The organism is Proteus sp. fly-1089, from assembly GCF_040138965.1.
GTDB lineage: Bacteria > Pseudomonadota > Gammaproteobacteria > Enterobacterales > Enterobacteriaceae > Proteus > Proteus vulgaris_B.
Genome location: NZ_JBEETS010000004.1, coordinates 182,915 through 204,614 on the forward strand (window position 1 = coordinate 182,915; position 21,700 = coordinate 204,614).

Below are 21,700 nucleotides of genomic sequence, written 5' to 3' on the forward strand. Positions count from 1 at the left end.
CGAATCCTGTAGGGCGTACCATTTAAAATCAATGAGTTACAAGGTTTTAAAAAGAAACCCGCAAGAGATGCGGGTCAAGTAACGGGTCAAGTTAGCATTACAGTTTTTCACTTCTAACCCACTCTTCATAGACATGTTCTGGCCAGCCTAAAAACGTACCACCTTTTGTTCTTTCTGGTCTGGGAAACTCATTTCGTTTTGCGTACATTCTCCAAATTGTAGGTTTGCTTTTGCCAGTTAACTGGATCATTTCCTTCCACTTAATGTATCGAGTCACAGTTGTCATTTTTTATTTCCTTCCCTATGCCCGTTCTCCATAATGCACTGTGCGATAGTCGCTGGTGGGTTATCCCAATGGGTATCAAAAATGATATCGTTTAAATGATATTTACTGATGTCATCTAAAGTCTTAGGTAAGGTGTCATGGGGTAATTTTAAACAAATAGAATCACCCGTCATGCTTACTGCAATATCAATGATCTGCTCAGTGGTAAAATCTGTTTTACGATAACCGGCTTTCCAGACTGCATCAGTTATATCACCGGGATCACTACCTGCATTTTTGATGACACTAACGAGATTGAAATCTAAAGTTGTCATTAATCATCATCCTTAATTAAGCTGTAAACTTTATCAGCAATATCAAAAGCATTATCAGCCACTGCTAATACAAGTAATTTAGGATCACCAAATGATTTTTTTGTCAGAAGTGAAAAATCGAAAAGCACACTTTTGCTATCTTTTGTTTTCAGCATTCCCGTAATAACACGGCCAAATAGTAGATAAGGCAAGGCTAAATACATGGACTGCAATAAAGGTGCTTCACCTTTAATAAATTCCTGCTCAAAAAGACGATTAAATGACGGGTACTTATCTTTGATTAAAGTGAGTTTTGTTTTATAGTAGGGATAGAAATTTTCATCCTTCTCTTGCTTATAATGAATAGCGACATAAGAACCATCGTCATATGATTTAATATGTGTATATTCAGCATCGCTAGGAATTGCTTCATCAAATTGAATAACAATATCATCACTGAATTCAGAGTTGTGTTTCATGCGTAATACTACATGCCCATTAGACACTTCGATATGTTCAACGTTGATATGTACACAGTTAGTAACAAGACGAACATCATCACTCATTTTTAATAATGTAAGTGCAGCTCTTAATTGGCTTGTCTCGATGTAAGGTAATTTAGTTGTCATTTTTTACCGTCCTTAGTGCATAGTTGGCATAGCTAGAAATCCGTTATTAGCTTCTAACTCGCGAATATAATCATCATGAAGAATACAGAGCCCTTCACGTCCTTTTTCTGATAGGCGAGGACCATGTTCAAGGGAGATGTCCAGAAAGCCGATATAGGCTTTTATGATGAAGTCAGGACAATAATCTTTATAGATACCCCCTAACTCTTCGATAAGAATGCTTTCAAAATGGCTTGCAAGACAAAGGCGCAAAGAAGCTGGGTAAATGGTTAAAGCGTTTTCTCCGTTACTGTAAATAGTGGCAAGATCAACACCGCCTTCTTCATTACGAATTTCAGTGGTGCCATTCTTTTCTTGTAGTTCACGAATAAAGCAAGTTGCTACCACCCAGCGCCAGACAGAAATTCTCTGTTCAGGTGTTAATGTTTCAGGTTCATCAGCTAACTTACCCATGACTGCAGCGACTAAATATAAACCTTTCAATAACTCTTTATCGTATTGACCTGATTCAAGGACTGTTACAGCTTCAGAGTAAGAAATTAAAGCACCATCATCAGAAATAACGCCATTACTAGTATCAGTAAAATAAGCCATTATTTACCCTCCCAGCCAATTGCCTGAAACAATCCCATTTTAGGATGATGCCAGCGAGTGCCACGTTTTTCGGCTTCACTCATCATTGCCTTGAATGCAGATATAAAATCAGCTTCATGAATAATGGCCATAGGCCTAGGCATACCTTCGGGCGTAAGAATAGTTATTTTATTTTTGCGAACATTGAACTGTTTGGTGAGTGTTTTGCATTTATCCACCGTCATACCTGATTTAGTTCTCGCCAGAGAGTACCCAACCCAACCTACAGGGATCGTTCCTTGTTTTATTTGCTCAACGACTTCATTCACTTGTTCAACTTTTTGCTCTACATGAGATATACGGCGTTCGCTTTCTAAGTTAGCCAGCGCCATAGCAGCAATAATTTCTGCTTGTGATTTTGGTTTGACTCGTTCATCTTCAAGTTCTTTCCAGCGATCAACTAACCGAGCTGTAAACTCTGGGGACAGTTGCGCAACGACAATGATACTGTCTCGTTTACCTTTTTCACCTGTGAAAACATAATGTAGTGGAGTGGTTCCGTTTGCTGCTTTAATCCCATCCACCGTTGGTGGTTCGGATATAACATTTTTCTCTGCCAACCGTTCGATAGTTCTTTTAACACTATCTTCACGGCTACCAACTAATTCGGCGATCTCTTTAGAGGTCATTGACGCATTGGTGCTAATTAAATTATTCATATTGACTATCCTTAGTGTATTAATTGACTTTTACCTTGTGAGATAAGCAAAGTGGCGCTATTGATGAGTAGTTGATCAAGCATGTCTTGCATCCATTTATCACCTTCTTCGCCTTTTGCTTTGTTACCTTCGTAAAAACGGAACAGGGCGAATACGCCATCGCCTGACTGATCGAGAATGACTGACTCAACTTTTACAATGAGTAGCTTCTCGATAATTTTTAAATCCAAATCGACAACAATATTTTTGTGTCTAAATGAAAACTGCTCATTAAGACCAGGACCGAATCGCGTTACACAGGAGATTAAATATTTATTTGCTACAATCGTTCTTAAATTATCCACAATGTGCTTAACAAATATTTCTTGTTCTTCTGGTGTTAATTTACGATTTGACTTAATAGCTTCTTTATCTAATAAGGAAGCAGGGAAACCTTTTTCTTTTAAATATTCGATGATTTCATTTGTTGTCATTTTTTTACTATTCATAACATGCCACCCGGTATTTTAATTTTGGCTTTATCTAAACAACGCTTAGATGATTGATTACTTATTTTTTGTTGATAACTCATTGCGCCTTTAGCTGGTGGATCTGCGATAATAAAAGCTTGGTTATATTGCTCTAGTGCGCGTCTATAAAATCCTTTCCCCTCTAATTGCTTACCTTTTTTCATGAATTCAGAATACGTCATGATATTTATATTCCTCTCCATTTAAGTAAGGAGGTAAATACTCAACAATATAATCAATCATGAATTTACCCATATCAGAAATCGAGCCATTTAAGTTATATAACCATTCATAAGTATTGTAGATATCTTTATCACTCCACTTACAACGTTGACGGCAATCTTTTTCTTCATAGACATCACGGAAGAAATTATTTAAATTTTCAAAGCTAATTTCTGTAATAACAGTTTTATTATTTAACTTTGATTTAAACTCAGCTTTCTTTCCATTTTGTTTAATATAAATAAGCACTGAGTTGATAAAACGCTTTCTTCTTATTTCAAGTAAATTAATTTTATCCATGTTGCTTACTCCTGATTTAGAGCGCAGCAATCCCTAGCATGAACGCTATAATTAATTTTTATTTAGTGGATGATTTATTTATTGGTTAAAGCATTATTTAATTCGTAATATAGTCTATCAGCTTCTTTTTCTGCATCATCATATTTAGCGACAGCTTTAGCATATTCTTTTTGTAATCGTTCAATATTACGCTCTTGCTTTAATCGCTCTTGGAGTTCGGTTAGTTTAGCTTCCTTGCGATCCATAAAGTGTTCGGTAGGTTCGCCACGCTTAAAAGCGATTGTGCCATTTTCAAGTTCGCATTGTTCACCTTCATAGTTAGTCTCAATGCCTTCCTTATGAAGTTCACGCTCGGTGAGAATATTTGCTAGCTTATTTAATGCTGAACGCTCACTTAAGTAAGCACGATTAGCACCTGAAATAATATAAACAGGGCGCATAGCAATAGTAATTTGATTATCAGTTGCTTTCTCAATAGCTTCGTGTTGGTTATTCATTCCCGTGTTCCTTTTATTTTTCGATTTGATATTTCGTATTCAATTCCACCAAGTTTGTCATTTAATATTGATATCAATAATGACACTTGGCTTAAAAATAATCCCACATCACCAAGATGATCTTTACCATTGGGATAATTTTCATTAGCATCAGCCCAAAACATAAAATCGCCGAATACCTTCATTCCTGTAATGAGTGAATCAATAGATAAGTCTAAGTTTGCTCTTAATTTTCCCAACTCGCCTTCCGATAATTTGTTTAAATCAGGAAGAACAATTAATTCATCGATATTCATTGCGCCTCCGTGAAACTTACTTTTTCATAAACGGTTTCTAAATTTAATTTTGCTGATTGGATTAAATTTGTAATTTGAATGTCGTAATTTTTAATGTGACCACTTTCTTCAGCTACTTTTAAATTAATTGTAGTTTCTAATGTGTTTAAAATACACCCGACAGCCGTTTCAATTGTATCGTTATCACTGACTTTAATTTCACCGATAGGCTTTGGTGATTTATCAGTATTAATATTCGATACACTTTCTTTAGCTCTTTCTATATTGGCTACTGCTGATTCAATCGCATTAAACATATTATCGCTAGGTGTTACGTTATCATTGATAATGAGATTTAAAATAGAAGTTGCATAAAGTAATTCATCACAAGCGGATTCTTTTAACTTAGTGTTATTCATCATTTAAAACCTCATCGATTTCATCTTCTGCTTGAGATAATAAGCTAAGTTGAATTGCTCGCTCTTCGCTATTACGAGAAATAAACTGAGCTAAAATTAAGAATGCTTTTACTCGATGTAATGTATCTGGCATTTTTCCGCTATCTACATTAATTATTTCTTTTGCCATGATCATTATCTCTCTGAGCATTTTCTTCAAGAATCCAGTTAACAACATCACCAGATAATTCATGCGCTAGTTCTATTAAAGTTTCAACATCAGGGCTTTCAGGAATTCGAAGATTATTTAGTTGAAATAACAGTGCATTTAATTGAGAGCTTTTTTTTGCAACAGATTCTAAGTTGAGTTCGTGAGCCATAATTAAGCCTCGCAAGGAAATTGAGCAGAGAAAACAACATTGCTACCGAGTAACTCTTTAGCTTGTTCAGCACTGGTAGCCATAACTTCTTTTTTCTCTGGATTCTCAGTTTTAGTCCAGAAACGAAACAAGAACATAGGTAATATTACGCCTGTATGTACGTCAGGTTTCGGTAAATTAAGGATTGCGGTAGAATGTATAGTGGTCATATTTACACCTTTATTTTCAATTGACACTATAAATAATACTTTAAGTATTATTATACTTCAATACTTAAAGTATTAAATATTGTTTTTAGTATAAAAGCTATTGATATTTCGGATAATTTATTTTCAAATAAATCTCAGATTGGAATGAAGATCACTTCTTTGGAGGGGAGAGGACACAAAAAAGCCCTCGCGGAGAGGGCTGGGGTTAGTTAGGCTGCGCTTAATTCTGCCTTTATGATTCTTTTAGCTGCTTTATGTGGCGTGGTTACCGGGACTACCCGGATGGAATGTTTATCTCCAACTTCTTGTATCTCAAGAAGTGCTTCATTTAGTCTTTTTATTTGATTTTTATTATACGTAGGATCACTATCTTCTGGCCTATATACAATAAATTCAAAGGCGGTTCGGGTGAATATATCCATATCTCTTACGGAGAGCAGATCGAAAATACGAGCCTTACTTCTATCCAAATGAGTTGCTATTTGACCTGGAATTATCCTATCTGTATTTATGGCTACGCGGTCACTAAGGAAAAATATTTTTGTAGCCCTAGCCTCTCCTGCAACCTTAAACTCACGATTAAAGTAGGGGGAATAACATGGCTTAGATCTGATAACACTATCCTTTACTTGGCTCGTCCATGTGAATTCAGATGAATACTGGTCTTCGTTATTTTCTTCAGAAAAAAAATCAAGCGAAGATAGGCTGGCGGTTAGTTGTATCGCCTGTCTTAACACACCAGTCATATCAGTGGATTGCGATTTCGTTATATCACCCACATTTACGCCAGAAATTGGTGATATCCACCCATGGAAATTTTGCTGTTCTCTAAGATGAGTATTTAAACTATTAATAATAACGTTTATGAGTGAATTGAATTGAGAGTGTTTATTGCCATACATGGCTTTTATTACATGTGGTCGTATTGTACTACACACCCTGACGACCCCATCATAGCCAATGGCTGCAATCACAACGGTAAATTTTTCACCAGATCCCATCATTGGTTCAAAGTAAACCGGAACCCAAGACGCGGAGTATAATGGGTTTTCTTTTGATTTTTTAAATAACTCATCAAAATCAAACATTTACATAATCCATTTGTTGTGAAGGGAGTCTATTATTGATAAATGAAAGTAACATTTTTTTTCTTTTCGTCAAGATATTTATCAATGTTTCTTTGTGAGGTGAATTTATATTGGAGATTTCTAACTCAATGTTATCAATGATATTTATTTCAGTTAATTGATCACTCCAAGTCTTTGCATCGTTTTTTATTTTGCACTTATCACTATCTGAGTCACAGTCATTAAGCATGAATGAGAATAGAATATTATTCCATTTAAAGTCATCTGGGAATCCTTCGTGCAATGCAAGCCCGTGATCAATTAGGCTGAATGTCGCACCGTCAAAAAGTATATTTCCCTCATGCCTATCAGCATTAAAAATCAACTCATCAAAGAAAGATGATTTTTTTAAATGAACCCATTTTTTTAAAAGCTTAAGCGCTAATTCACTATCATGTTCAATATTTAAGTAATGTGCAAGATTTGGGTAACCAATATCAGTGCTTCCGAATAGGTATTCTTTTTGTGAGTTCACTAGAAGTAACGGCTCAGGTATGGGTAGATCTAGTAGCAGCCCTAACTTAGCGCATAATATTTCGCAAATTATTTCCTTCTCCGGCAGTTGTTTAGCTACTACTGAAATTTCCTCATCACCAACCATAGCAAATCCTCTTAAAGCGCCATTAATTCCTTCTCCAATTGGCTTTGCTCCATCCAATAAAATTCCTAAGCGTAACATTGGGTTCCTCAGTTTTTATTGTAGTAGATAATTTAATCTAGCTTTGAAAGTAAATTCAACCACACCCTAAAACGTGTCGTCACCCAAAGAAGCAGCCTTGTACATCATCTTCGACGAGCTTAATAGCGTCAGAGAAACTACCTAACATTTTTTCATCGCAGTTGTGCCAGTTACTATTTTTATCCATCCAAAGCAGAGACCATGAATTCGAATATCTATTATGTGTGATTTTTGCTATAGGTTCTTCTACTCTGCCATCACTCCATATTAGTTGCCTAATTTCAAAGATAATTACTGAGTCGTCCTCGATACGATACTGTAAATCTAATTCATCCCTTAGGTGCTCTGCTGGGCGGCGTTTTTCCATGAAAAATTCCATACACCGTCTAATATTTGCTATCTCAATATTGTTAAACGCCATATTTCCTCCTAAAACGTGTCGTCAGGCCATTTCGTTATACAAAGCGCATCATCATCTGAACAACAACACCAATAATTTTACAGTTGCCATTGATCGTAATAGCCGGGTAAGCAGGATTTAGTGCTTTAAGATATTTAGCACCATCCAAGACAAGTTTTTTGAATGTTGCTTCATTTGTTTCAGTCAGTTTAGCTATCACCAAACTTCCATTTATAGGCTCTCTTCCTGTATCAACTAGAACCAATGATCCTTCAGGAATACTGATACCCGTTGGCGCTGTCATTGAATCACCTTCAACCTTAAGCCAAAAAGCAGATCCCTGAACAGCAACTTCAGACTCGTACCATTCGTCAATCTCACTCAACGTATATGGTTCACAGGCTTCAGTCCAATTCCCCGCCTGAACAAAGCTAATAACGGGGTATTTGGGGGCTGGTCGATAAGGCCTTGGGTTGCTAACATTTGCATCAAATCCTTTTGATAACTCTGTTATTTCTTTAGCTAAGGATGGGCTAAACTCAGATATTGATACTTGTAGTTTTTTAGCAAAAACAGAGGCAATTTGTAAGTTAAGAGCATTTCGCCCATTAAGATAATGGCCAACGGCTCCTTGACTAATATCTAGTTCATCAGCTATTTGCTGCTGAGTTAGATTAAGCTCTTTTTTCTTTAACTCATACAAAGCTTTCAACCTATAGCAGTCTTCAAGCTGTTCTGTCGTCAGTTTTTTCTCTAATTTCATGAATACATCCTAATACTATTAATATTAATATTCCAATACTGTAGGTATTGATTACTATAATATCTATAGTATTATTCTGTTTATGGAGGCATTAAATGCAAAAAGAACTTTTATCCGAGTTTGTTAGAAAAAATGGGCAAGGAAGAACTGCAGAGCTACTTGGCGTACATCAAACTGCAATTAGCCAAGCTTTACGAAAAGGGCGAATTATTTACATTTCCACTAATGGCTTAGGAGGGTATGAAGCTGAAGAAATAAAGCCATTTCCAAACAAAATCAAGGAGCAATTAGGTGCACCAAATCAATATGCCGATGCCTGATCACTACTTTCCTGATGATGCTAAGTGGATTCAGGAACAACTCACGAAGTTAAGCCCAAGCATGAGGCAAAAGGCATTAGTTAAATATTCAGAAGTGTATCAAACGGAATGGGAACGAGAACAAGTTCCCTACCGTAAAGACAACAAAGCTCGTCATGAGGCTAACGTGAGATTAAGAGAGTTCATAAAGCGTTATCAGAGAGCAATGCAAGGTTATACAGCAAAGCCGTTATCGATTTAACAGTGATTGGATTTAGGAGATGTTGGAAGTTAAGACGTTTAGCCGTCTAGATTGTTTTCTGGGGAAGAGGGGAAAACTTTCTAGGGGGGAAAGGGGGGTGATCTTTGAAAGGGGTGTTAGGGAAGGCACAGCCAAGGGAGTGAGTAGATCTTAAATATAGATCTCTATAGGAGTTAAAAAGCCAATAGCCGTTTAGACGTCCAGATAAAAATAAATCCCTTCCTTTGGCAGTGCTAATTATCAAATGAGGAAACCGATGTTAACAATCACACCAAATTTTGCACAGGAACGCGGATTGACGATGTTACGTCAGGCATGGAAGCAAAATAGAACATTCATGATTTATAGCCCAACAGGAAGCGGAAAAACGGCATTAGCTGCGTTTATTACTGATGGACATATTCAGCGTGGAATGAGAGTGATGTTTCTTGTTCCTTACACAATTTTGATTGATCAAACAGCCAGTCGTTTTATTGAGTATGGCTTGCCAGCCGAAGAGATTAGCTATGTATGGCGCGATCATCCTAATTACGATCCGACCCGTTTAATTCAAATTGCATCAGCAGATACCGTTATTCGTAGAGATTTTCCAGACAGCATCGATTTACTCATTATCGATGAGGCGCATTTACGCCGTAAGAAAATATTAGAAGTGATCAGTGAAAGTGAATTCAAGGTAATTGGTTTGTCCGGTACGCCTTTTGCACCATTCCTTGGTCATTACTACGAAACACTAATCAAGCCCACCACCATGAAAGAGTTAATCAAGCGTGGTGATTTAAGCTCATATGAGTTCTATGCACCAACTAAACCAGACTTATCAAAAGTAAAATCGTCCAGCAACGCAGAGTTCGGCAGTGATTACAAAGAAGCTGAAATTGCTGAAATTATGAGTGGTGCTGATTTGGTGGGGGATATTGTTGATAACTGGTTGGTGAATGGTCGAAACCTACCTACGATTTGCTTTTGCGTCACAGTCAGTCATGCCAATTTTGTCACCGTCGAATTTAATCGTGCAGGTGTGAATGCTGAGGTGATCACTGCAGATACGCCACATGATGAGCGTCAGATCATTATTCATCGGTTTGAGCAAGACGCGACCAAGGTGCTTGTGAGCGTGGGAACATTGATTGCCGGCTTTGATAGTGATGTCCGTTGCATTATTTACGCCCGTCCAACTAAATCAGAGATTCGTTGGTGTCAGGCTATTGGAAGAGGATTACGTACCGCACCAGGAAAAGAGACTTGCCTTATTTTTGATCACTCCGGCTCAGTTCACCGCTTAGGTTATCCCGATGATATTGAATATGACGAACTGCCTACCAAAAACGACGGTATGAGTGAATCTTCGTCTAGCAGAGAGCAAGAAAAACGAGAGAAGAAACCGAAAGAATGTTCCTCTTGCCATTACATGAAACCTGCAGGTGTTTATGTTTGCCCTAAATGTGGGTTTAAACCTTTAGTGGGTGAAGATATCGATGTTGATACCAGCCGAAACATAAAAAAACTGAATAAAAAAGAGCGCACTTACACCAGAGAAGATAAGCAAAGCTGGTGGTCTCAATTGAAATACTACCAGAATCAACGTGCGACACAGGGCAAGCCCATCAGTGATGGTTGGGTCTCCAATACCTTCAAAGATAAATTTGGTGTATGGCCACAAGGTTTTCACAACACGCCACAAGAAATCACACCTGAAGTGAGCAACTTCATTAAATATAAACAAATTGCCTTTGCTAAATCTCGCAAGAAGGCGCAAGTCAATATTCAAAATCTACGTACCCAAATTAGCCACCAGCCACAGCAAGGAGGTTTACTGTGAATACAATTGATGCCGTAAAAGGGCTATGGGCAAAAATATTTGCACATTATGGGTTACCTCCTATAACGGGGCGTAAGCACTTTAAAGGAAAGTGCCCTATCTGCGGGCAAAAAGGAAAGTTTCGTATTGACGATAAAGACGGGCGAGGAACTTACATTTGTACGTGTAGTTCGGGTAATGGCTTTCAATTGTTAGAAAGAACACAAGGTAAAGACTTTAAAACATTAGCAGATGAAATTGATGTGTTGATTGGTAATCACCGAGAAAAAGAAATACCAACAACAAAAGAGAAACCAAAAGGGAATTTATTTCAGCGTATCACCGCCTGTTATTCAAAATTACCCATACTGAAAAATACACCTGCCATGCAGTATTTACAGAACCGAGGAGTTTTTGAATTACCAGCGGATAATGTCCGTTATTGTGATCATCAACCTGTTCGAAATAGTTCTGACAAATTTCAAGCTATTTGGTCACTAGCCACAGATGCAAAAGGACAACTTTGTTATTTACACAGAACATATTTACAAGGAGATAAAAAAGCACCTCTTGATGTTGTGAAGAAAATGACTGCAGTGCAGGATGACAATTATTTAGAGTATGCAGAATCTGTCGCGATAAGAATGTTTTCTGTTGATACCACACTTGGCATAGCTGAAGGTATCGAGACGGCACTTTCCTGTAAGCAACTCTATGGTGTAAATACTTGGTCGGTCATCAATACTAACTTCATGAAAAAGTTCAAAGCACCAAAAGGTGTTATCCACCTTGTTATCTTTACAGATATGGATTGGAATGCGGCAGGTCATTCTGCAGCTATGGAGTGCGCACATAAAAACCTACTTTCTAATAATGATGTAGAAACGGTCAGTGTGAGATGGCCTGATAATGGTGATTTTAATGACATGCTAACAGAAGCTTGTGAGGTAAGAGAGTTAGTATTTTCAAGACAACATAAGGAAGTGGCGTAATGCGTGATATACAACAGGTATTAGAAAGATGGGGTGCATGGTCGGCAGATAATACAGAGTCGGTTCAATGGTATTCGATTGCTGCGGGATTTAGTGGATTAATACCAAGCAAGGTTAAAGCTCGTCCTCAATGCTGTGAAGACGATGCAATAATTATTTCTAGTTGCATGGCGCAATTAAATAAAAAGAATAGTGATATGCATGATCTATTGCTTGATTATTACTTATTCGGAATGACATTTATGCAACTTGCTAACAAGCACAATTGTTCTGATGGGCATATAGGTAAAAAATTACAAAAGGCAGAAGGAATAATAGAAGGTATGTTAATGATGCTAAATGTTCCATTAGAGATGGATCGATACGTAGAAAAAATCATATAAAAACTTTACGTACGTAAAAATGATGATATTGTGATAAGACTGACATCAAGGTCAACCAACTTATGAACCTCGCTTCGGCGGGGTTTTTATATATAAAATAAAGTTTGCTATCTGAGTTTATCTATGGCTTAATAACATCACTGGTTTGGAAGTACAGGCCTATTTATGTTAGTCAGTTTAAAGTTGTTCACCGTTTAGCGTTATCCTCGATACCACTTCATTGCGAATTCCTTCTAATTAATTCCCATAAGTAAAAATAAAAAACAAACCCTCATATGCCTTATGGCAAATTAAAGGAAATTCTATGTCTAATACAATGACTGGTTCAGTAAAATGGTTTAACGATGATAAAGGTTTTGGTTTCATCACTCCTAAAGATGGAAGTAAAGATGTATTTGTACATTACTCTGCAATTCAGAGTGATGACTTCAAATCCCTGATGGAAGGCCAAGAAGTTTCATTTACCATTGAAAATGGTATGAAAGGTCCAGCAGCAGGCAACGTGGTGGCTCTCTAAAGGCGCTATTACTATTCGCCTCTATTTTAAATGTCCTTGTTGTAGCGGTTCACAATATAGAACATCACAATTTGATGTTACAGTGAACAATCCACACGGTGCAAAATGTATTTTTTGTAAGGCTGTGATGGCTGCTCAAATGAGTTAAGCGTTAAATAGTTGAATATATAAAACCTCGTTTTGGCGGGGTTTTTTTGTTGCTTAAATTTAAAGATGATCCCTTTATATTTTAAAACGTACATATTCATTAGTGTGTGGTAAACTTAGAAGAGTAAACATACCTCATTGCTATCAACAGCAAACCTTGCATTTGCAAGTTTTTATCGAAAATAGATGTGGTATCTAAAGGAATGATTTCCTAAGGAGATGCCTATGAATTGGTCTGCGCTATTACATCTAATCCCCGCTTTTTTACGGAATGTAATTATCATTGCTTTATTGCTCTTAGTTGCATTTATGATAGTTCGTTGGTTCAGGTAAATTCATTCCGCCATTAGCTTAACTGGGAGAGTATTTAGTTTTATTTAAACTAAAAGTCGAGGTTCGATACCTTGATGGCGGCCCAATTAAATATAAAGCTTCTCATCTATTTTTTATTTTAATCTATAGAAAACTTGATATTAGGGGCATAAACTCTTAGGAGTTATTATGACAGGACTAAATCAAACAAAAGTAATTAGTCGAGTTTTACAATGGATTAGTAGTGTTGGCCTGATATTGCTTGCAATTATTTTAATAATTTTTTTAGTTAAAGAAACTATTATTCTTGCTAATTTGTTGTTTACAGTTAGTGATCCAGTTTCAATTTATTTATTAGTTGATGGACTTATCATTTACTTTCTTTATTTTGAGTTTATTGCCTTAATTATTAAATACTTTCAATCAAATTATCACTTTCCATTACAATATTTTATTTATATCGCTATCACAGCTGTAATTAGACTTATTGTTGTTGAACATAAAAATCCGCAATTACTTATCGTATATTCAGGAACAATCCTTATTCTAGTTATTGCATTGTATATTGCTAATGCAGAAAGATTGAAGCCAGAATAAGCTAAAGTATCTCATTTAAAAGGTCGCCACGTGCGGCCTTTTTTTATATACGTAGATCATAGTATCAATCACATACTGATTACTTCACATAAAAACTGTGTATCTGTATCTCTTTAACTAAACTCGGACACTCCGTAGGGGGTGACTATGCGCATGGAAAAATTGACCAATGCTACCTACGGAACAGCTGGCTTAACTGCCTTTTTTGCAAGTCTCTCACTTTATGAATGGGGATTTGTAATAGGGATGGGATTCAGCATGCTCCTTGGATTAGCAACTTATCTGATGACATGGCGAGAACAACGAAAACGAACAGCGTTATTTGCTGAATTAGTTCATCGAAATTGTTCTAGCGATCCGCAAGACATAGAAAAGATAGTTGGCGAGATGCTAACTAAAGCTAAAAAGGACATTTAATGAACCTAAAACAAAAGGTAGCTGCAGTTGCGAGTGCTGGTGCGGTAAGTATTGCGATAACAGTGATTGGTTACTTTGAAGGTGTTCGTTACGAGCCTTACCGTGATGTTGCTGGAATTCTGACGGTTTGTTATGGCCACACTGGAAATGACATCATTCAAGGTAAGACATATACACAGCAAGAGTGTGACGAATTACTGCAGAAAGACTTTATTAGAACGCAGCAGCAAGTTGATACCCTGATTAAAGTACCGCTGGATGATAAAACAAAAGCGTCTCTATATTCTTTTGCCTTTAATGTGGGTACCACAGCTTTTGCACGTTCTACGTTGCTAAAGAAATTAAACGCAGGCGATCAGTATGGCGCTTGTGAAGAAATGAAACGATGGGTTTATGCAGGTGGAAAGGTATGGCGAGGGCTAGTCAGTCGTAGAGATGCGGAGTCAGCACTATGTCATGGAAATCTTTAATCATCATTATCAGCTTTATCCTCGCATTACTCATCACAGTCGCTGGTGGCATTTATCTCTCAATTGATAATTCATGTATTAACGATAAAGCAAGCTTAGACAAGCGTTGTCAGATAGCTCTCTCACATCGTCGGTACTAATTATGAAACATTGGAAACTTTACATTGTCATTGTAATGGTAGGAATTGTCGCTGGTGGTTATATTGCCAACATCATACAAGATATCATTACTCAAAGAGATAATTTAATAGTAGAGAATAAGCAATTAACAAAAGAAAATAATAGTTACTCAAAGCTGTTAAGTGATCAGATATTTCAATTTAATAGATTTAATCAAATAGCGACTACAGCCTACCGCTATGGCATTCAGGTAGATGCAAAATCACAGGAGAAAATCATTGAATATAGAACGATCCTTAAAAAAGAGCCGACTTGTGATTTGCTTGTTCCTCAACATATTACTGATGGGGTGCTCAAGCACACCTATGAGTTACGGTCAATGTATAGAGATACCCAAGACATTGACTCAACCAGTGTTAGTGCCTCTACCGTCCGAACTTTAACATATTGCCAAGTGGTATTATGGATACCTTCCTTGTTATCGACAATAGAAAAAGCTAATGAGCAATTAAAAGCAATACGGGAAATTGAAGCGAAGAAAGTAAAAAAATAGACCCGCGGGTTTAATGGGGGTCTGAATGTTTTAGATAACATGGATCTTATTATTTTGCCCAAGTGAACAGGTCGCTCTTCACTGGAACATCAACCGTACTCCGTTGCTTAAATAATAGCCATTTTATATTTGTAAAGGTTCATAGCCACTAGTTAATAGCTGGTGTTTTTGTATCTGTAGAAAGGATGGTTGATTTCATCAGGCTGACGGGGAAGCCGTAAGTGATTAAGGTAGCGTAGTGATACGTGATGATGCAACCACCATCAGACCTACTAACACCACAATCAGAAATTATTGGTTATTCTGAGAGCGAATTGCAGAATCAGAGCAAGTAATATTGGGATTGCAGGATTACATTAAAACGGAGTGTGTGAACTAAAAAAAAGCCCAGCATGGGTGCATGGGCAAACTAGCAAGATATTAATCAAAGTATAGCGATACTTGCTTACTATAGCTTAAGTAAGTATATATACCAGATTGATAATTCTGATTAACCTATTTCTTACCTAAATAAAAAACGCAATATAAAAATAACCCTGTGAGTTTGGGCTCCCACAGGGCTTTCACTAGTATGCGTGAAAACAATAAGTTACCAATATCTACTAAGGCAATCTATTAATAATCAACGCTATTTTTTAGAAAAAAAGCATGACGAAGATTATTTACTATTGGGACAGTTCTTAGATCAATAAACAATAAGTAATGTATATTTAAACAGTACCTTTAAGTAATTAAAGGTATGAAAGTGTGAGGTTAAGATAACTTCATAATAAACACTAAAGGAGTAGTGAATATGTTAACTATTAAAAATGATGGAAAAGATACACAAGAGTATGTTGAATTAACGTCAGACCAAATTAAGGGGATGGTACGTACTCCGCTTGGAGAATATTATCAAGGTGCTTTACTTATTTCTGTTATTCGACGTTCATTTCCAAAGTCTGTTGGTCCTGTTGGTCATTGGCAACAAGATCCTATTTTAGGTCGAGACAATTATTTCGTGGTTTTTTGTTTGGAGAATAAATTATTTTTGTATAACTTTATTCCTGTGATTAATTCCACGAGAGACGATTGGTCAACAGACGATACTTCAGCATATCCTATGGATGTAGCGCAAGATGAAGATTATATGATTAAAATGGTTCAAGGTATTGAATTCCCATACGCTAATGAATTTTAGTTTATAAAACCCTATCTATTCAAATAAATACAGCCTCACTTAATAGTGAGGCTTTTTAATTCGTCGCATTATCACCGTTTCTTATTATGGAGAGACATAAACATATTTAATTCTACAAACGTCATTCATTGAGTGGCGTTGATAGAGTTTGTATCGATAGCCATCAGTTAATAACTGGTGGTTTTTTTATTGGAGATAGATATGTCAGATAACACTATTCAATTAAAAGTCTCAGTAGATACAAGTGAGCTAGATAAGTTAGAAGAACAACTAATCCGCATTAAGCAACCAATGCAAGATGTAGGTATCAAGGTCAGTGTTAAGCCTGAGCAAAGCAATGATTTCTTTATTGCAGGTTTAGGTAATTGTTTTATGAAAGATGCTGTTATTGATGCGGGAAAGCTAAAGTGCTGTGCATCAAGTGATGCCGTATTCAGCGGTGTAATTACTGGCGGTAAGTTAGAACTAGACATCAAGGCTTAAATGGCAGATTTACGCATGCAAGCTAATCGACAAGATGTTGCTATCAATGAGTTAAAAAGAGTAATGGAAACTCAGCAACAAGTATGGTCACAAGCGGTGAGTGAACTAAACAACCAAACGTGGTGTAGTCAGAAGTAAAGGGGAGAAATCTCCTCTTTAAAATGGCAGATATCTGCCCTTTAAATTATAGGAAATAACATGCCACCTCGCATACCTCGCGCATGTCGTAAACAGAGATGCGCCAAGACAACAACAGAACGCAACGGTTACTGTGCAGATCATCAGAACTTAGGATGGGAAACCCACCAACGTGGCAAGTCTCGTCATCAACGTGGTTATGGTACTCAATGGGATAAGTTACGAGCTCGTATACTCAAGCGTGATAAGTATCTCTGTCAAGAATGCTTAAGAGCAGGACGAGCCACTGAAGCAAAAACGGTTGACCACATCATTGCTAAAGCACATGGGGGTACCGATGCAGAAGATAACCTACAAAGCCTGTGCTGGCCCTGTCATAGAACTAAGACAGCAAAGGAAGGGAAATAATTCCGTAGCTTAAAGCAACCCTATTATTCATAGGGGAGGGGCGGGTAAAATCCCTACCACTCTCGCCACCTAGGACCGCCCCCTTACCTCTTTTCACATCACCGCAGGTTAGAAAACTTTTTTTGGGGAACCCCAAGCGATTATTGATAGGAGATTTCTATTATGGCTGGACCGCCTAAAACCCCGTCACATCTGCAATTGGTGAGGGGGAACCCATCAAAACGACCGATTAATAAAAAAGAGCCAAAACCCCCATCAGGGGTACCCCCAACTCCGAAGTATTTTGGTAAACGGGGAAAGTATTGGTTTAAACGAATGGGGGAAGAATTAAACGCATTAGGTGTGATGAGCACGCTTGATGCTAAGGCATTAGAAATGTTGGTTGAAGCTTATGTTGAGTATCGACAACACTGTGAAACACTGGATAAAGAAGGCTACACCTATGAAGTCCTTTCATCGATGGGCGATAAATTAAAAAAAGCGCATCCCGCTGCTGCAATGAAGGCGGATGCATGGAAGCGCATTCGTGCCATGTTAAGTGAATTTGGTATGACGCCCGCCTCACGGACAAAAGTCACGATGAACACTCCTACAGAAGAGGATCCATTTACTGCATTCTTAAAAGCGAGAGATTAATGATGGCAAAGGTTATTGATGGCATTCGTTATGCCGAGAAAGTAGTGACGGGGAAAATTGTCGCGGGTGAATTAGTTAAGCTTGCTTGTCAGCGGTTTCTCGATGATTTAAAGGAAGGTGAAAAACGAGGGATAACGTTTAGCGAACCTCGTGCTCAGCATATTTTGAATTTCTATAAATTCGTTCCTCATGTCAAAGGGGCATTGGCGGGCAAACCCATAGACTTGATGGATTGGCATATTTTTATTCTCATCAATATCTTTGGGTTTGTTCGTCCATTAATTGATGAAAGTACGGGGGAAGTAGTCCTTCGTAATGATGGTAGTGGACGTCCTGTTATGGTTCGTCGATATCGGACAGCTTATAACGAGGTGGCGCGAAAAAATGCAAAATCCACATTGTCATCCGGTATTGGGCTTTATATGACGGGTGCTGATGGTGAAGGTGGTGCAGAAGTTTACTCAGCAGCTACAACGCGTGATCAGGCTCGTATCGTGTTTGAAGATGCGAAGAACATGTTGAAGAAGTCCAAAGTGACATTGGGTCGTTTATTTGAGTTTAATAAACTCGCTATTTATCAAGAAGAAACTGCCTCGAAGTTTGAACCGCTTTCCAGTGATGCTAATAATCTTGATGGTTTAAACATTCATTGTGGCATTGTTGATGAATTACATGCACACAAAACTCGTGATGTGTGGGACGTATTAGAAACTGCTACCGGTGCGCGTCTGCAGTCTCTTCTTTTTGGGATCACTACGGCGGGTTTTAATAAAGAGGGGATTTGTTACGAGTTACGGGATTACGCGATTAAGGTTCTCCGTGGTCAAGTGGATGATGATTCTTTCTTTGGCATTATCTATACACTAGATAAAGACGATGATCCCTTTGATGAAACGGTGTGGCAAAAGGCAAATCCGGGGCTCGGTATTTGTAAACGTTGGGATGATTTACGTCGTTTAGCCAAGAAAGCCAAAGAGCAGGTTTCTGCACGGATTAACTTCTTCACTAAGCACATGAATATTTGGGTAACAGCTGAATCTTCATGGATGGATATGATGAAGTGGGATGATGCACCTGAACTCGCACCTCAACATGAATTAAAAACCTATCCATTATGGGTGGGCGTTGACCTCGCTAATAAGATTGATATTTGTGCTGCAGTAAAAGTGTGGCAACAGCCTACCAATGGTCACGTTCATGCTGATTTTAAATTCTGGTTACCTGAGGAGAGATTAGAACGCTGTTCTCGCCAAATGGCTGAGCTTTACCGAAAATGGGCAGATATGGGGTGTCTTGAATTAACTGATGGCGAAGTAGTCGATCATGCTCAAATCAAAGAAGAAATTATCGCGTGGGTGGATGGTGAAAACTTAAAAGAGCTGGGCTTTGATCCGTGGAGTGCCACTCAGTTTAGTTTAGCACTGGCAGAAGAAGGGCTACCTCTTGTTGAGGTTGCTCAAACGGTGCGTAATTTTTCTGAATCCATGAAAGAGATTGAAGCACTGGTTTATGCGGGTAAGTTTCATCATGGCCAACACCCTGTTATGAACTGGATGATGTCGAACGTCACGGTTAAACCGGATAAAAACGACAATATTTTCCCTAATAAATCCACACCCGAGGCAAAAATTGACGGCCCTGTTGCACTATTTACAGGCATGAGTCGATTATTGGTGAATGGTGGCAGTGGTGGTGACTTCCTTTCCTCTTTAGATCCTAACGAAGACCTTTTATTCCTATGAAAAACTTATTACTTGATATCACTGCACTGGCTGGCGTTGGTGCGGTTATGGCGGGGTGTTATCTAAAATATGGTGTTGCTAACACGCTGATTATCGGTGGTTGCATTGCAATAACCTATGCCTTGGCGGTAGCTATGAGGGGGAAACGTGTTAATTGATGCTCTATTTCGCAACGACTCACCCAGTTTAGAGAACCCTAACACACCTATTACGGCTGACTCTATTGATAATGACGGATTATTTACGGCTGATGTATATGTTAGCCCTGAAACATCCATGAAATTAGCAGCAGTCTATGCCTGTATTTATGTCCTTTCATCGTCTATTGCCCAGATGCCACTGCATGTAATGCGAAAGTCGGGTAATAGGGTAGAAACTGCGCGTGATCATCCTTTGTTTTATTTAGTTCATGATGAGCCTAACGAGTGGCAAACCAGCTATAAATGGCGTGAAACAAAAGAGCGTCATGTTTTGGGTTGGGGAAATGGTTATACCCAAGTGATTCGTAACCGAAAAGGCGAGGTGACAAATTTAGAAGCTTGTATGCCGTGGGAAACGACACTGCTTAATACCGGTGGTCGATATACGTATGGCGTTTATAACGAATTGGGTAATTTTGCCATTAGTCCTGATGACATGATCCATATTCGAGCGTTGGGGAACAATCAAAGAATGGGAATTAGCCCCATCATTCAACATGCGGAAACCATTGGCATGGGGATGAGTGGGCAGAAGTACACTAGCTCATTTTTTGGGGGGAATGCTCGTCCTGCGGGGATTGTTTCAGTAAAAGGTGAGTTACAAACAGCTGGATGGGAACGACTGAAAGATATGTGGCAAAAAGCTTCCCGAATGCTAAGAAGCCAAGAAAATAAAACCATGTTGTTACCTGCTGACTTGGATTACAAGGCACTGACGGTTTCTCCTGTCGATGCTCAATTGATTGATATGTTAAAACTTAACCGTTCAATGATTGCAGGGATCTTCAATGTGCCAGCTCACATGATTAACGACCTCGAAAAAGCCACTTTCTCAAACATCTCAGAACAATCCATCCAATTTGTACGGCATACCATCATGCCATGGGTAGTGAACTGGGAGCAGGAATTAAATCGACGTTTATTTACTCGCCAAGAGCGAACAGCCGGCTTTTATGTGCGATTTAATTTAGCGGGTTTATTACGAGGGACACCGAAAGAACGTGCTGATTTCTACCACTTTGCGATTACAGATGGTTGGATGAGCCGTAATGAGGCGCGTGCCTTTGAGGATATGAATCCTGTTGATGGTCTTGATGAAATGTTAGTGAGCGTCAATGCCACTCAGTTCGCAGGGGGAAAAACAGAAGAATCGAAAGGGGATAACGATGAGCAGTGAAAAAGAAACACGATGTTATGTCGGTGAGGTTCGGGCAGAGGCGGGAGAGGAAAATAAACCGACACATATCGTGGGTTTAGGCTCTGTCTTCGACTCCCGATCTGAACTGATTTATGGATTTCGTGAAATTATTAAACCAGGGGCGTTTGATGATGTACTCAATGATGATGTTCGCGGGTTATTTAATCACGATCCTAATTATATTTTAGGGCGAACAACCGCAGGAACCTTGTCGCTTAGCGTCAATGAACGTGGACTTGTTTACGATATAACGGCACCTGATACACAAACTATTCGTGATTTAGTATTAGCACCGATGCAACGTGGCGATATCAACCAAAGTTCTTTTGCCTTCCGTGTAGCCAGAGATGGTGAGGATTGGTACCAAGATGATGAGGGTGTCGTTATTCGTGAAATAACACGGTTTTCTCGACTTTATGATGTTAGCCCTGTCACCTATCCGGCATATCAAGATGCAGACTCTGCGGTTCGCTCAATGAATGCATGGAAAGAAGCCAGAGACAGTGGCGATCTTCAAAAAGCAATTAATCAAAAATTGGCGCGTGAGCGTCTTATGACTTTACTCAATGCATAAGGTAATACTATG

At 38.3% G+C, this 21,700-nt stretch carries 39 protein-coding genes, 1 tRNA gene and 1 pseudogene; 23 read left to right on the top strand and 18 right to left on the bottom strand.

Annotated features, from left to right (window positions below; genetic code table 11):
• Positions 1-97: 97 nt before the first annotated feature.
• From ABN080_RS11390 to ABN080_RS11475, 18 genes are all read right to left on the bottom strand, one after another.
• Positions 98-286: a helix-turn-helix transcriptional regulator gene (locus ABN080_RS11390; protein ID WP_072070108.1), complete on the bottom strand. Its 189-nt coding sequence runs from the start codon at positions 284-286 to the stop codon at positions 98-100.
• Entirely contained in the window at positions 283-600 is a 318-nt protein-coding gene (locus ABN080_RS11395; protein ID WP_349441093.1) for a hypothetical protein, read from the bottom strand. The genes ABN080_RS11390 and ABN080_RS11395 overlap by 4 nt, the downstream gene beginning before the upstream one ends.
• Positions 600-1,208 (bottom strand): hypothetical protein, encoded by a 609-nt coding sequence (locus ABN080_RS11400; RefSeq protein WP_166539806.1) that lies wholly within the window; start codon positions 1,206-1,208, stop codon positions 600-602. The genes ABN080_RS11395 and ABN080_RS11400 overlap by 1 nt, the downstream gene beginning before the upstream one ends.
• Positions 1,209-1,220: 12 nt before the next feature.
• The gene (locus ABN080_RS11405; protein ID WP_349441094.1) at positions 1,221-1,802 is read right to left on the bottom strand and encodes a hypothetical protein; all 582 of its coding nucleotides are present in this window, start codon (positions 1,800-1,802) and stop codon (positions 1,221-1,223) included.
• Positions 1,802-2,500: a Rha family transcriptional regulator gene (locus ABN080_RS11410; RefSeq protein ID WP_166539807.1), complete on the bottom strand. Its 699-nt coding sequence runs from the start codon at positions 2,498-2,500 to the stop codon at positions 1,802-1,804. Before ABN080_RS11410 ends, ABN080_RS11405 begins: the two co-directional genes overlap by 1 nt.
• An 11-nt stretch (positions 2,501-2,511) precedes the next feature.
• Positions 2,512-2,988 carry a hypothetical protein gene (locus ABN080_RS11415; protein ID WP_036934671.1) on the bottom strand — a complete coding sequence of 159 codons (477 nt, stop codon included), beginning with the start codon at positions 2,986-2,988 and terminating at the stop codon, positions 2,512-2,514.
• Positions 2,985-3,191 carry a hypothetical protein gene (locus ABN080_RS11420; RefSeq protein ID WP_052038446.1) on the bottom strand — a complete coding sequence of 69 codons (207 nt, stop codon included), beginning with the start codon at positions 3,189-3,191 and terminating at the stop codon, positions 2,985-2,987. The genes ABN080_RS11415 and ABN080_RS11420 overlap by 4 nt, the downstream gene beginning before the upstream one ends.
• Positions 3,178-3,531 carry a hypothetical protein gene (locus tag ABN080_RS11425; protein WP_196576292.1) on the bottom strand — a complete coding sequence of 118 codons (354 nt, stop codon included), beginning with the start codon at positions 3,529-3,531 and terminating at the stop codon, positions 3,178-3,180. The genes ABN080_RS11420 and ABN080_RS11425 overlap by 14 nt, the downstream gene beginning before the upstream one ends.
• Positions 3,532-3,605: 74 nt before the next feature.
• Positions 3,606-4,028, bottom strand: coding sequence for a hypothetical protein (locus ABN080_RS11430; protein WP_109402536.1), 423 nt, complete (start codon positions 4,026-4,028; stop codon positions 3,606-3,608).
• Entirely contained in the window at positions 4,025-4,324 is a 300-nt protein-coding gene (locus tag ABN080_RS11435; RefSeq protein ID WP_196576293.1) for a hypothetical protein, read from the bottom strand. The genes ABN080_RS11430 and ABN080_RS11435 overlap by 4 nt, the downstream gene beginning before the upstream one ends.
• Entirely contained in the window at positions 4,321-4,725 is a 405-nt protein-coding gene (locus ABN080_RS11440; protein ID WP_349441095.1) for a hypothetical protein, read from the bottom strand. Before ABN080_RS11440 ends, ABN080_RS11435 begins: the two co-directional genes overlap by 4 nt.
• The gene (locus ABN080_RS11445; protein ID WP_166539812.1) at positions 4,715-4,891 is read right to left on the bottom strand and encodes a hypothetical protein; all 177 of its coding nucleotides are present in this window, start codon (positions 4,889-4,891) and stop codon (positions 4,715-4,717) included. Before ABN080_RS11445 ends, ABN080_RS11440 begins: the two co-directional genes overlap by 11 nt.
• Entirely contained in the window at positions 4,872-5,081 is a 210-nt protein-coding gene (locus ABN080_RS11450; protein ID WP_072065075.1) for a hypothetical protein, read from the bottom strand. The genes ABN080_RS11445 and ABN080_RS11450 overlap by 20 nt, the downstream gene beginning before the upstream one ends.
• A 2-nt stretch (positions 5,082-5,083) precedes the next feature.
• A complete protein-coding gene (locus tag ABN080_RS11455) occupies positions 5,084-5,290 on the bottom strand; it encodes a hypothetical protein (protein ID WP_072065074.1) in 207 nt (68 codons plus the stop codon).
• A 209-nt stretch (positions 5,291-5,499) separates the two neighbouring features.
• On the bottom strand, positions 5,500-6,378 hold the full coding sequence (locus ABN080_RS11460) for a hypothetical protein (RefSeq protein WP_196576294.1): 879 nt from the start codon (positions 6,376-6,378) through the stop codon (positions 5,500-5,502).
• Positions 6,371-7,096: a HipA family kinase gene (locus ABN080_RS11465; protein ID WP_196576295.1), complete on the bottom strand. Its 726-nt coding sequence runs from the start codon at positions 7,094-7,096 to the stop codon at positions 6,371-6,373. The genes ABN080_RS11460 and ABN080_RS11465 overlap by 8 nt, the downstream gene beginning before the upstream one ends.
• Positions 7,097-7,175: 79 nt before the next feature.
• Positions 7,176-7,517 (bottom strand): DUF3024 domain-containing protein, encoded by a 342-nt coding sequence (locus ABN080_RS11470; protein ID WP_072065070.1) that lies wholly within the window; start codon positions 7,515-7,517, stop codon positions 7,176-7,178.
• Between the two features lie 34 nt (positions 7,518-7,551).
• Positions 7,552-8,259, bottom strand: a complete 708-nt coding sequence (locus ABN080_RS11475; protein ID WP_072065069.1) for a LexA family protein — start codon at positions 8,257-8,259, stop codon at positions 7,552-7,554.
• A 95-nt stretch (positions 8,260-8,354) separates the two neighbouring features.
• Between ABN080_RS11475 and ABN080_RS11480 the strand changes: the two genes are divergently transcribed.
• The 23 genes and pseudogenes from ABN080_RS11480 to ABN080_RS11590 all read left to right on the top strand — a co-directional run bounded on the left by ABN080_RS11480 (position 8,355) and on the right by ABN080_RS11590 (position 21,688).
• The gene (locus ABN080_RS11480) at positions 8,355-8,579 is read left to right on the top strand and encodes a Cro/CI family transcriptional regulator (RefSeq protein ID WP_072065068.1); all 225 of its coding nucleotides are present in this window, start codon (positions 8,355-8,357) and stop codon (positions 8,577-8,579) included.
• Positions 8,572-8,820 carry a hypothetical protein gene (locus ABN080_RS11485; protein WP_072065067.1) on the top strand — a complete coding sequence of 83 codons (249 nt, stop codon included), beginning with the start codon at positions 8,572-8,574 and terminating at the stop codon, positions 8,818-8,820. Before ABN080_RS11480 ends, ABN080_RS11485 begins: the two co-directional genes overlap by 8 nt.
• Positions 8,821-9,076: 256 nt before the next feature.
• Positions 9,077-10,642 carry a DEAD/DEAH box helicase family protein gene (locus tag ABN080_RS11490; RefSeq protein ID WP_270756517.1) on the top strand — a complete coding sequence of 522 codons (1,566 nt, stop codon included), beginning with the start codon at positions 9,077-9,079 and terminating at the stop codon, positions 10,640-10,642.
• Complete coding sequence (locus tag ABN080_RS11495; protein WP_197269964.1) at positions 10,639-11,613, top strand: DUF7146 domain-containing protein; 975 nt, start codon at positions 10,639-10,641, stop codon at positions 11,611-11,613. The genes ABN080_RS11490 and ABN080_RS11495 overlap by 4 nt, the downstream gene beginning before the upstream one ends.
• Entirely contained in the window at positions 11,613-11,996 is a 384-nt protein-coding gene (locus ABN080_RS11500) for an antiterminator Q family protein (protein WP_270756514.1), read from the top strand. Before ABN080_RS11495 ends, ABN080_RS11500 begins: the two co-directional genes overlap by 1 nt.
• Positions 11,997-12,300: 304 nt before the next feature.
• On the top strand, positions 12,301-12,513 hold the full coding sequence (gene cspE, locus ABN080_RS11505) for a transcription antiterminator/RNA stability regulator CspE (protein ID WP_041701226.1): 213 nt from the start codon (positions 12,301-12,303) through the stop codon (positions 12,511-12,513).
• A gap of 7 nt (positions 12,514-12,520) precedes the next feature.
• Positions 12,521-12,661 (top strand): cold shock small protein YmcF, encoded by a 141-nt coding sequence (ymcF, locus tag ABN080_RS11510; protein ID WP_419775812.1) that lies wholly within the window; start codon positions 12,521-12,523, stop codon positions 12,659-12,661.
• 339 nt (positions 12,662-13,000) lie between these two features.
• Positions 13,001-13,078: transfer RNA gene (locus ABN080_RS11515), tRNA-OTHER, on the top strand.
• 83 nt (positions 13,079-13,161) lie between these two features.
• Complete coding sequence (gene psiE / locus ABN080_RS11520) at positions 13,162-13,569, top strand: phosphate-starvation-inducible protein PsiE (protein ID WP_063109078.1); 408 nt, start codon at positions 13,162-13,164, stop codon at positions 13,567-13,569.
• Positions 13,570-13,716: 147 nt separating this feature from the next.
• Positions 13,717-13,986: a phage holin family protein gene (locus ABN080_RS11525; protein ID WP_069367018.1), complete on the top strand. Its 270-nt coding sequence runs from the start codon at positions 13,717-13,719 to the stop codon at positions 13,984-13,986.
• Positions 13,986-14,456 (top strand): lysozyme, encoded by a 471-nt coding sequence (locus ABN080_RS11530; protein WP_247850238.1) that lies wholly within the window; start codon positions 13,986-13,988, stop codon positions 14,454-14,456. The genes ABN080_RS11525 and ABN080_RS11530 overlap by 1 nt, the downstream gene beginning before the upstream one ends.
• On the top strand, positions 14,438-14,596 hold the full coding sequence (locus ABN080_RS11535; protein WP_247850237.1) for a hypothetical protein: 159 nt from the start codon (positions 14,438-14,440) through the stop codon (positions 14,594-14,596). The genes ABN080_RS11530 and ABN080_RS11535 overlap by 19 nt, the downstream gene beginning before the upstream one ends.
• 2 nt (positions 14,597-14,598) lie before the next feature.
• The gene (locus ABN080_RS11540) at positions 14,599-15,129 is read left to right on the top strand and encodes a hypothetical protein (protein WP_247850236.1); all 531 of its coding nucleotides are present in this window, start codon (positions 14,599-14,601) and stop codon (positions 15,127-15,129) included.
• A 247-nt stretch (positions 15,130-15,376) separates the two neighbouring features.
• A pseudogene (locus tag ABN080_RS11545) lies at positions 15,377-15,508 on the top strand (lysis protein); the annotation flags it as partial.
• A gap of 414 nt (positions 15,509-15,922) precedes the next feature.
• Complete coding sequence (locus tag ABN080_RS11550; RefSeq protein WP_247850235.1) at positions 15,923-16,309, top strand: hypothetical protein; 387 nt, start codon at positions 15,923-15,925, stop codon at positions 16,307-16,309.
• 201 nt (positions 16,310-16,510) lie between these two features.
• Positions 16,511-16,792, top strand: coding sequence for a hypothetical protein (locus tag ABN080_RS11555; protein ID WP_349441096.1), 282 nt, complete (start codon positions 16,511-16,513; stop codon positions 16,790-16,792).
• Positions 16,793-16,930, top strand: a complete 138-nt coding sequence (locus ABN080_RS11560) for a hypothetical protein (protein WP_349441097.1) — start codon at positions 16,793-16,795, stop codon at positions 16,928-16,930.
• A gap of 60 nt (positions 16,931-16,990) precedes the next feature.
• Positions 16,991-17,338 carry an HNH endonuclease gene (locus ABN080_RS11565; protein WP_349441098.1) on the top strand — a complete coding sequence of 116 codons (348 nt, stop codon included), beginning with the start codon at positions 16,991-16,993 and terminating at the stop codon, positions 17,336-17,338.
• A 162-nt stretch (positions 17,339-17,500) separates the two neighbouring features.
• Positions 17,501-17,974, top strand: coding sequence for a phage terminase small subunit P27 family (locus ABN080_RS11570; protein WP_349441099.1), 474 nt, complete (start codon positions 17,501-17,503; stop codon positions 17,972-17,974).
• A gap of 2 nt (positions 17,975-17,976) precedes the next feature.
• Entirely contained in the window at positions 17,977-19,716 is a 1,740-nt protein-coding gene (locus tag ABN080_RS11575; RefSeq protein ID WP_349441100.1) for a terminase large subunit, read from the top strand.
• Positions 19,713-19,874, top strand: coding sequence for a hypothetical protein (locus tag ABN080_RS11580; protein ID WP_006533924.1), 162 nt, complete (start codon positions 19,713-19,715; stop codon positions 19,872-19,874). The genes ABN080_RS11575 and ABN080_RS11580 overlap by 4 nt, the downstream gene beginning before the upstream one ends.
• Complete coding sequence (locus ABN080_RS11585) at positions 19,864-21,093, top strand: phage portal protein (protein WP_109848309.1); 1,230 nt, start codon at positions 19,864-19,866, stop codon at positions 21,091-21,093. The genes ABN080_RS11580 and ABN080_RS11585 overlap by 11 nt, the downstream gene beginning before the upstream one ends.
• Positions 21,083-21,688 carry an HK97 family phage prohead protease gene (locus tag ABN080_RS11590; RefSeq protein ID WP_006533922.1) on the top strand — a complete coding sequence of 202 codons (606 nt, stop codon included), beginning with the start codon at positions 21,083-21,085 and terminating at the stop codon, positions 21,686-21,688. The genes ABN080_RS11585 and ABN080_RS11590 overlap by 11 nt, the downstream gene beginning before the upstream one ends.
• Positions 21,689-21,700: the final 12 nt, after the last annotated feature.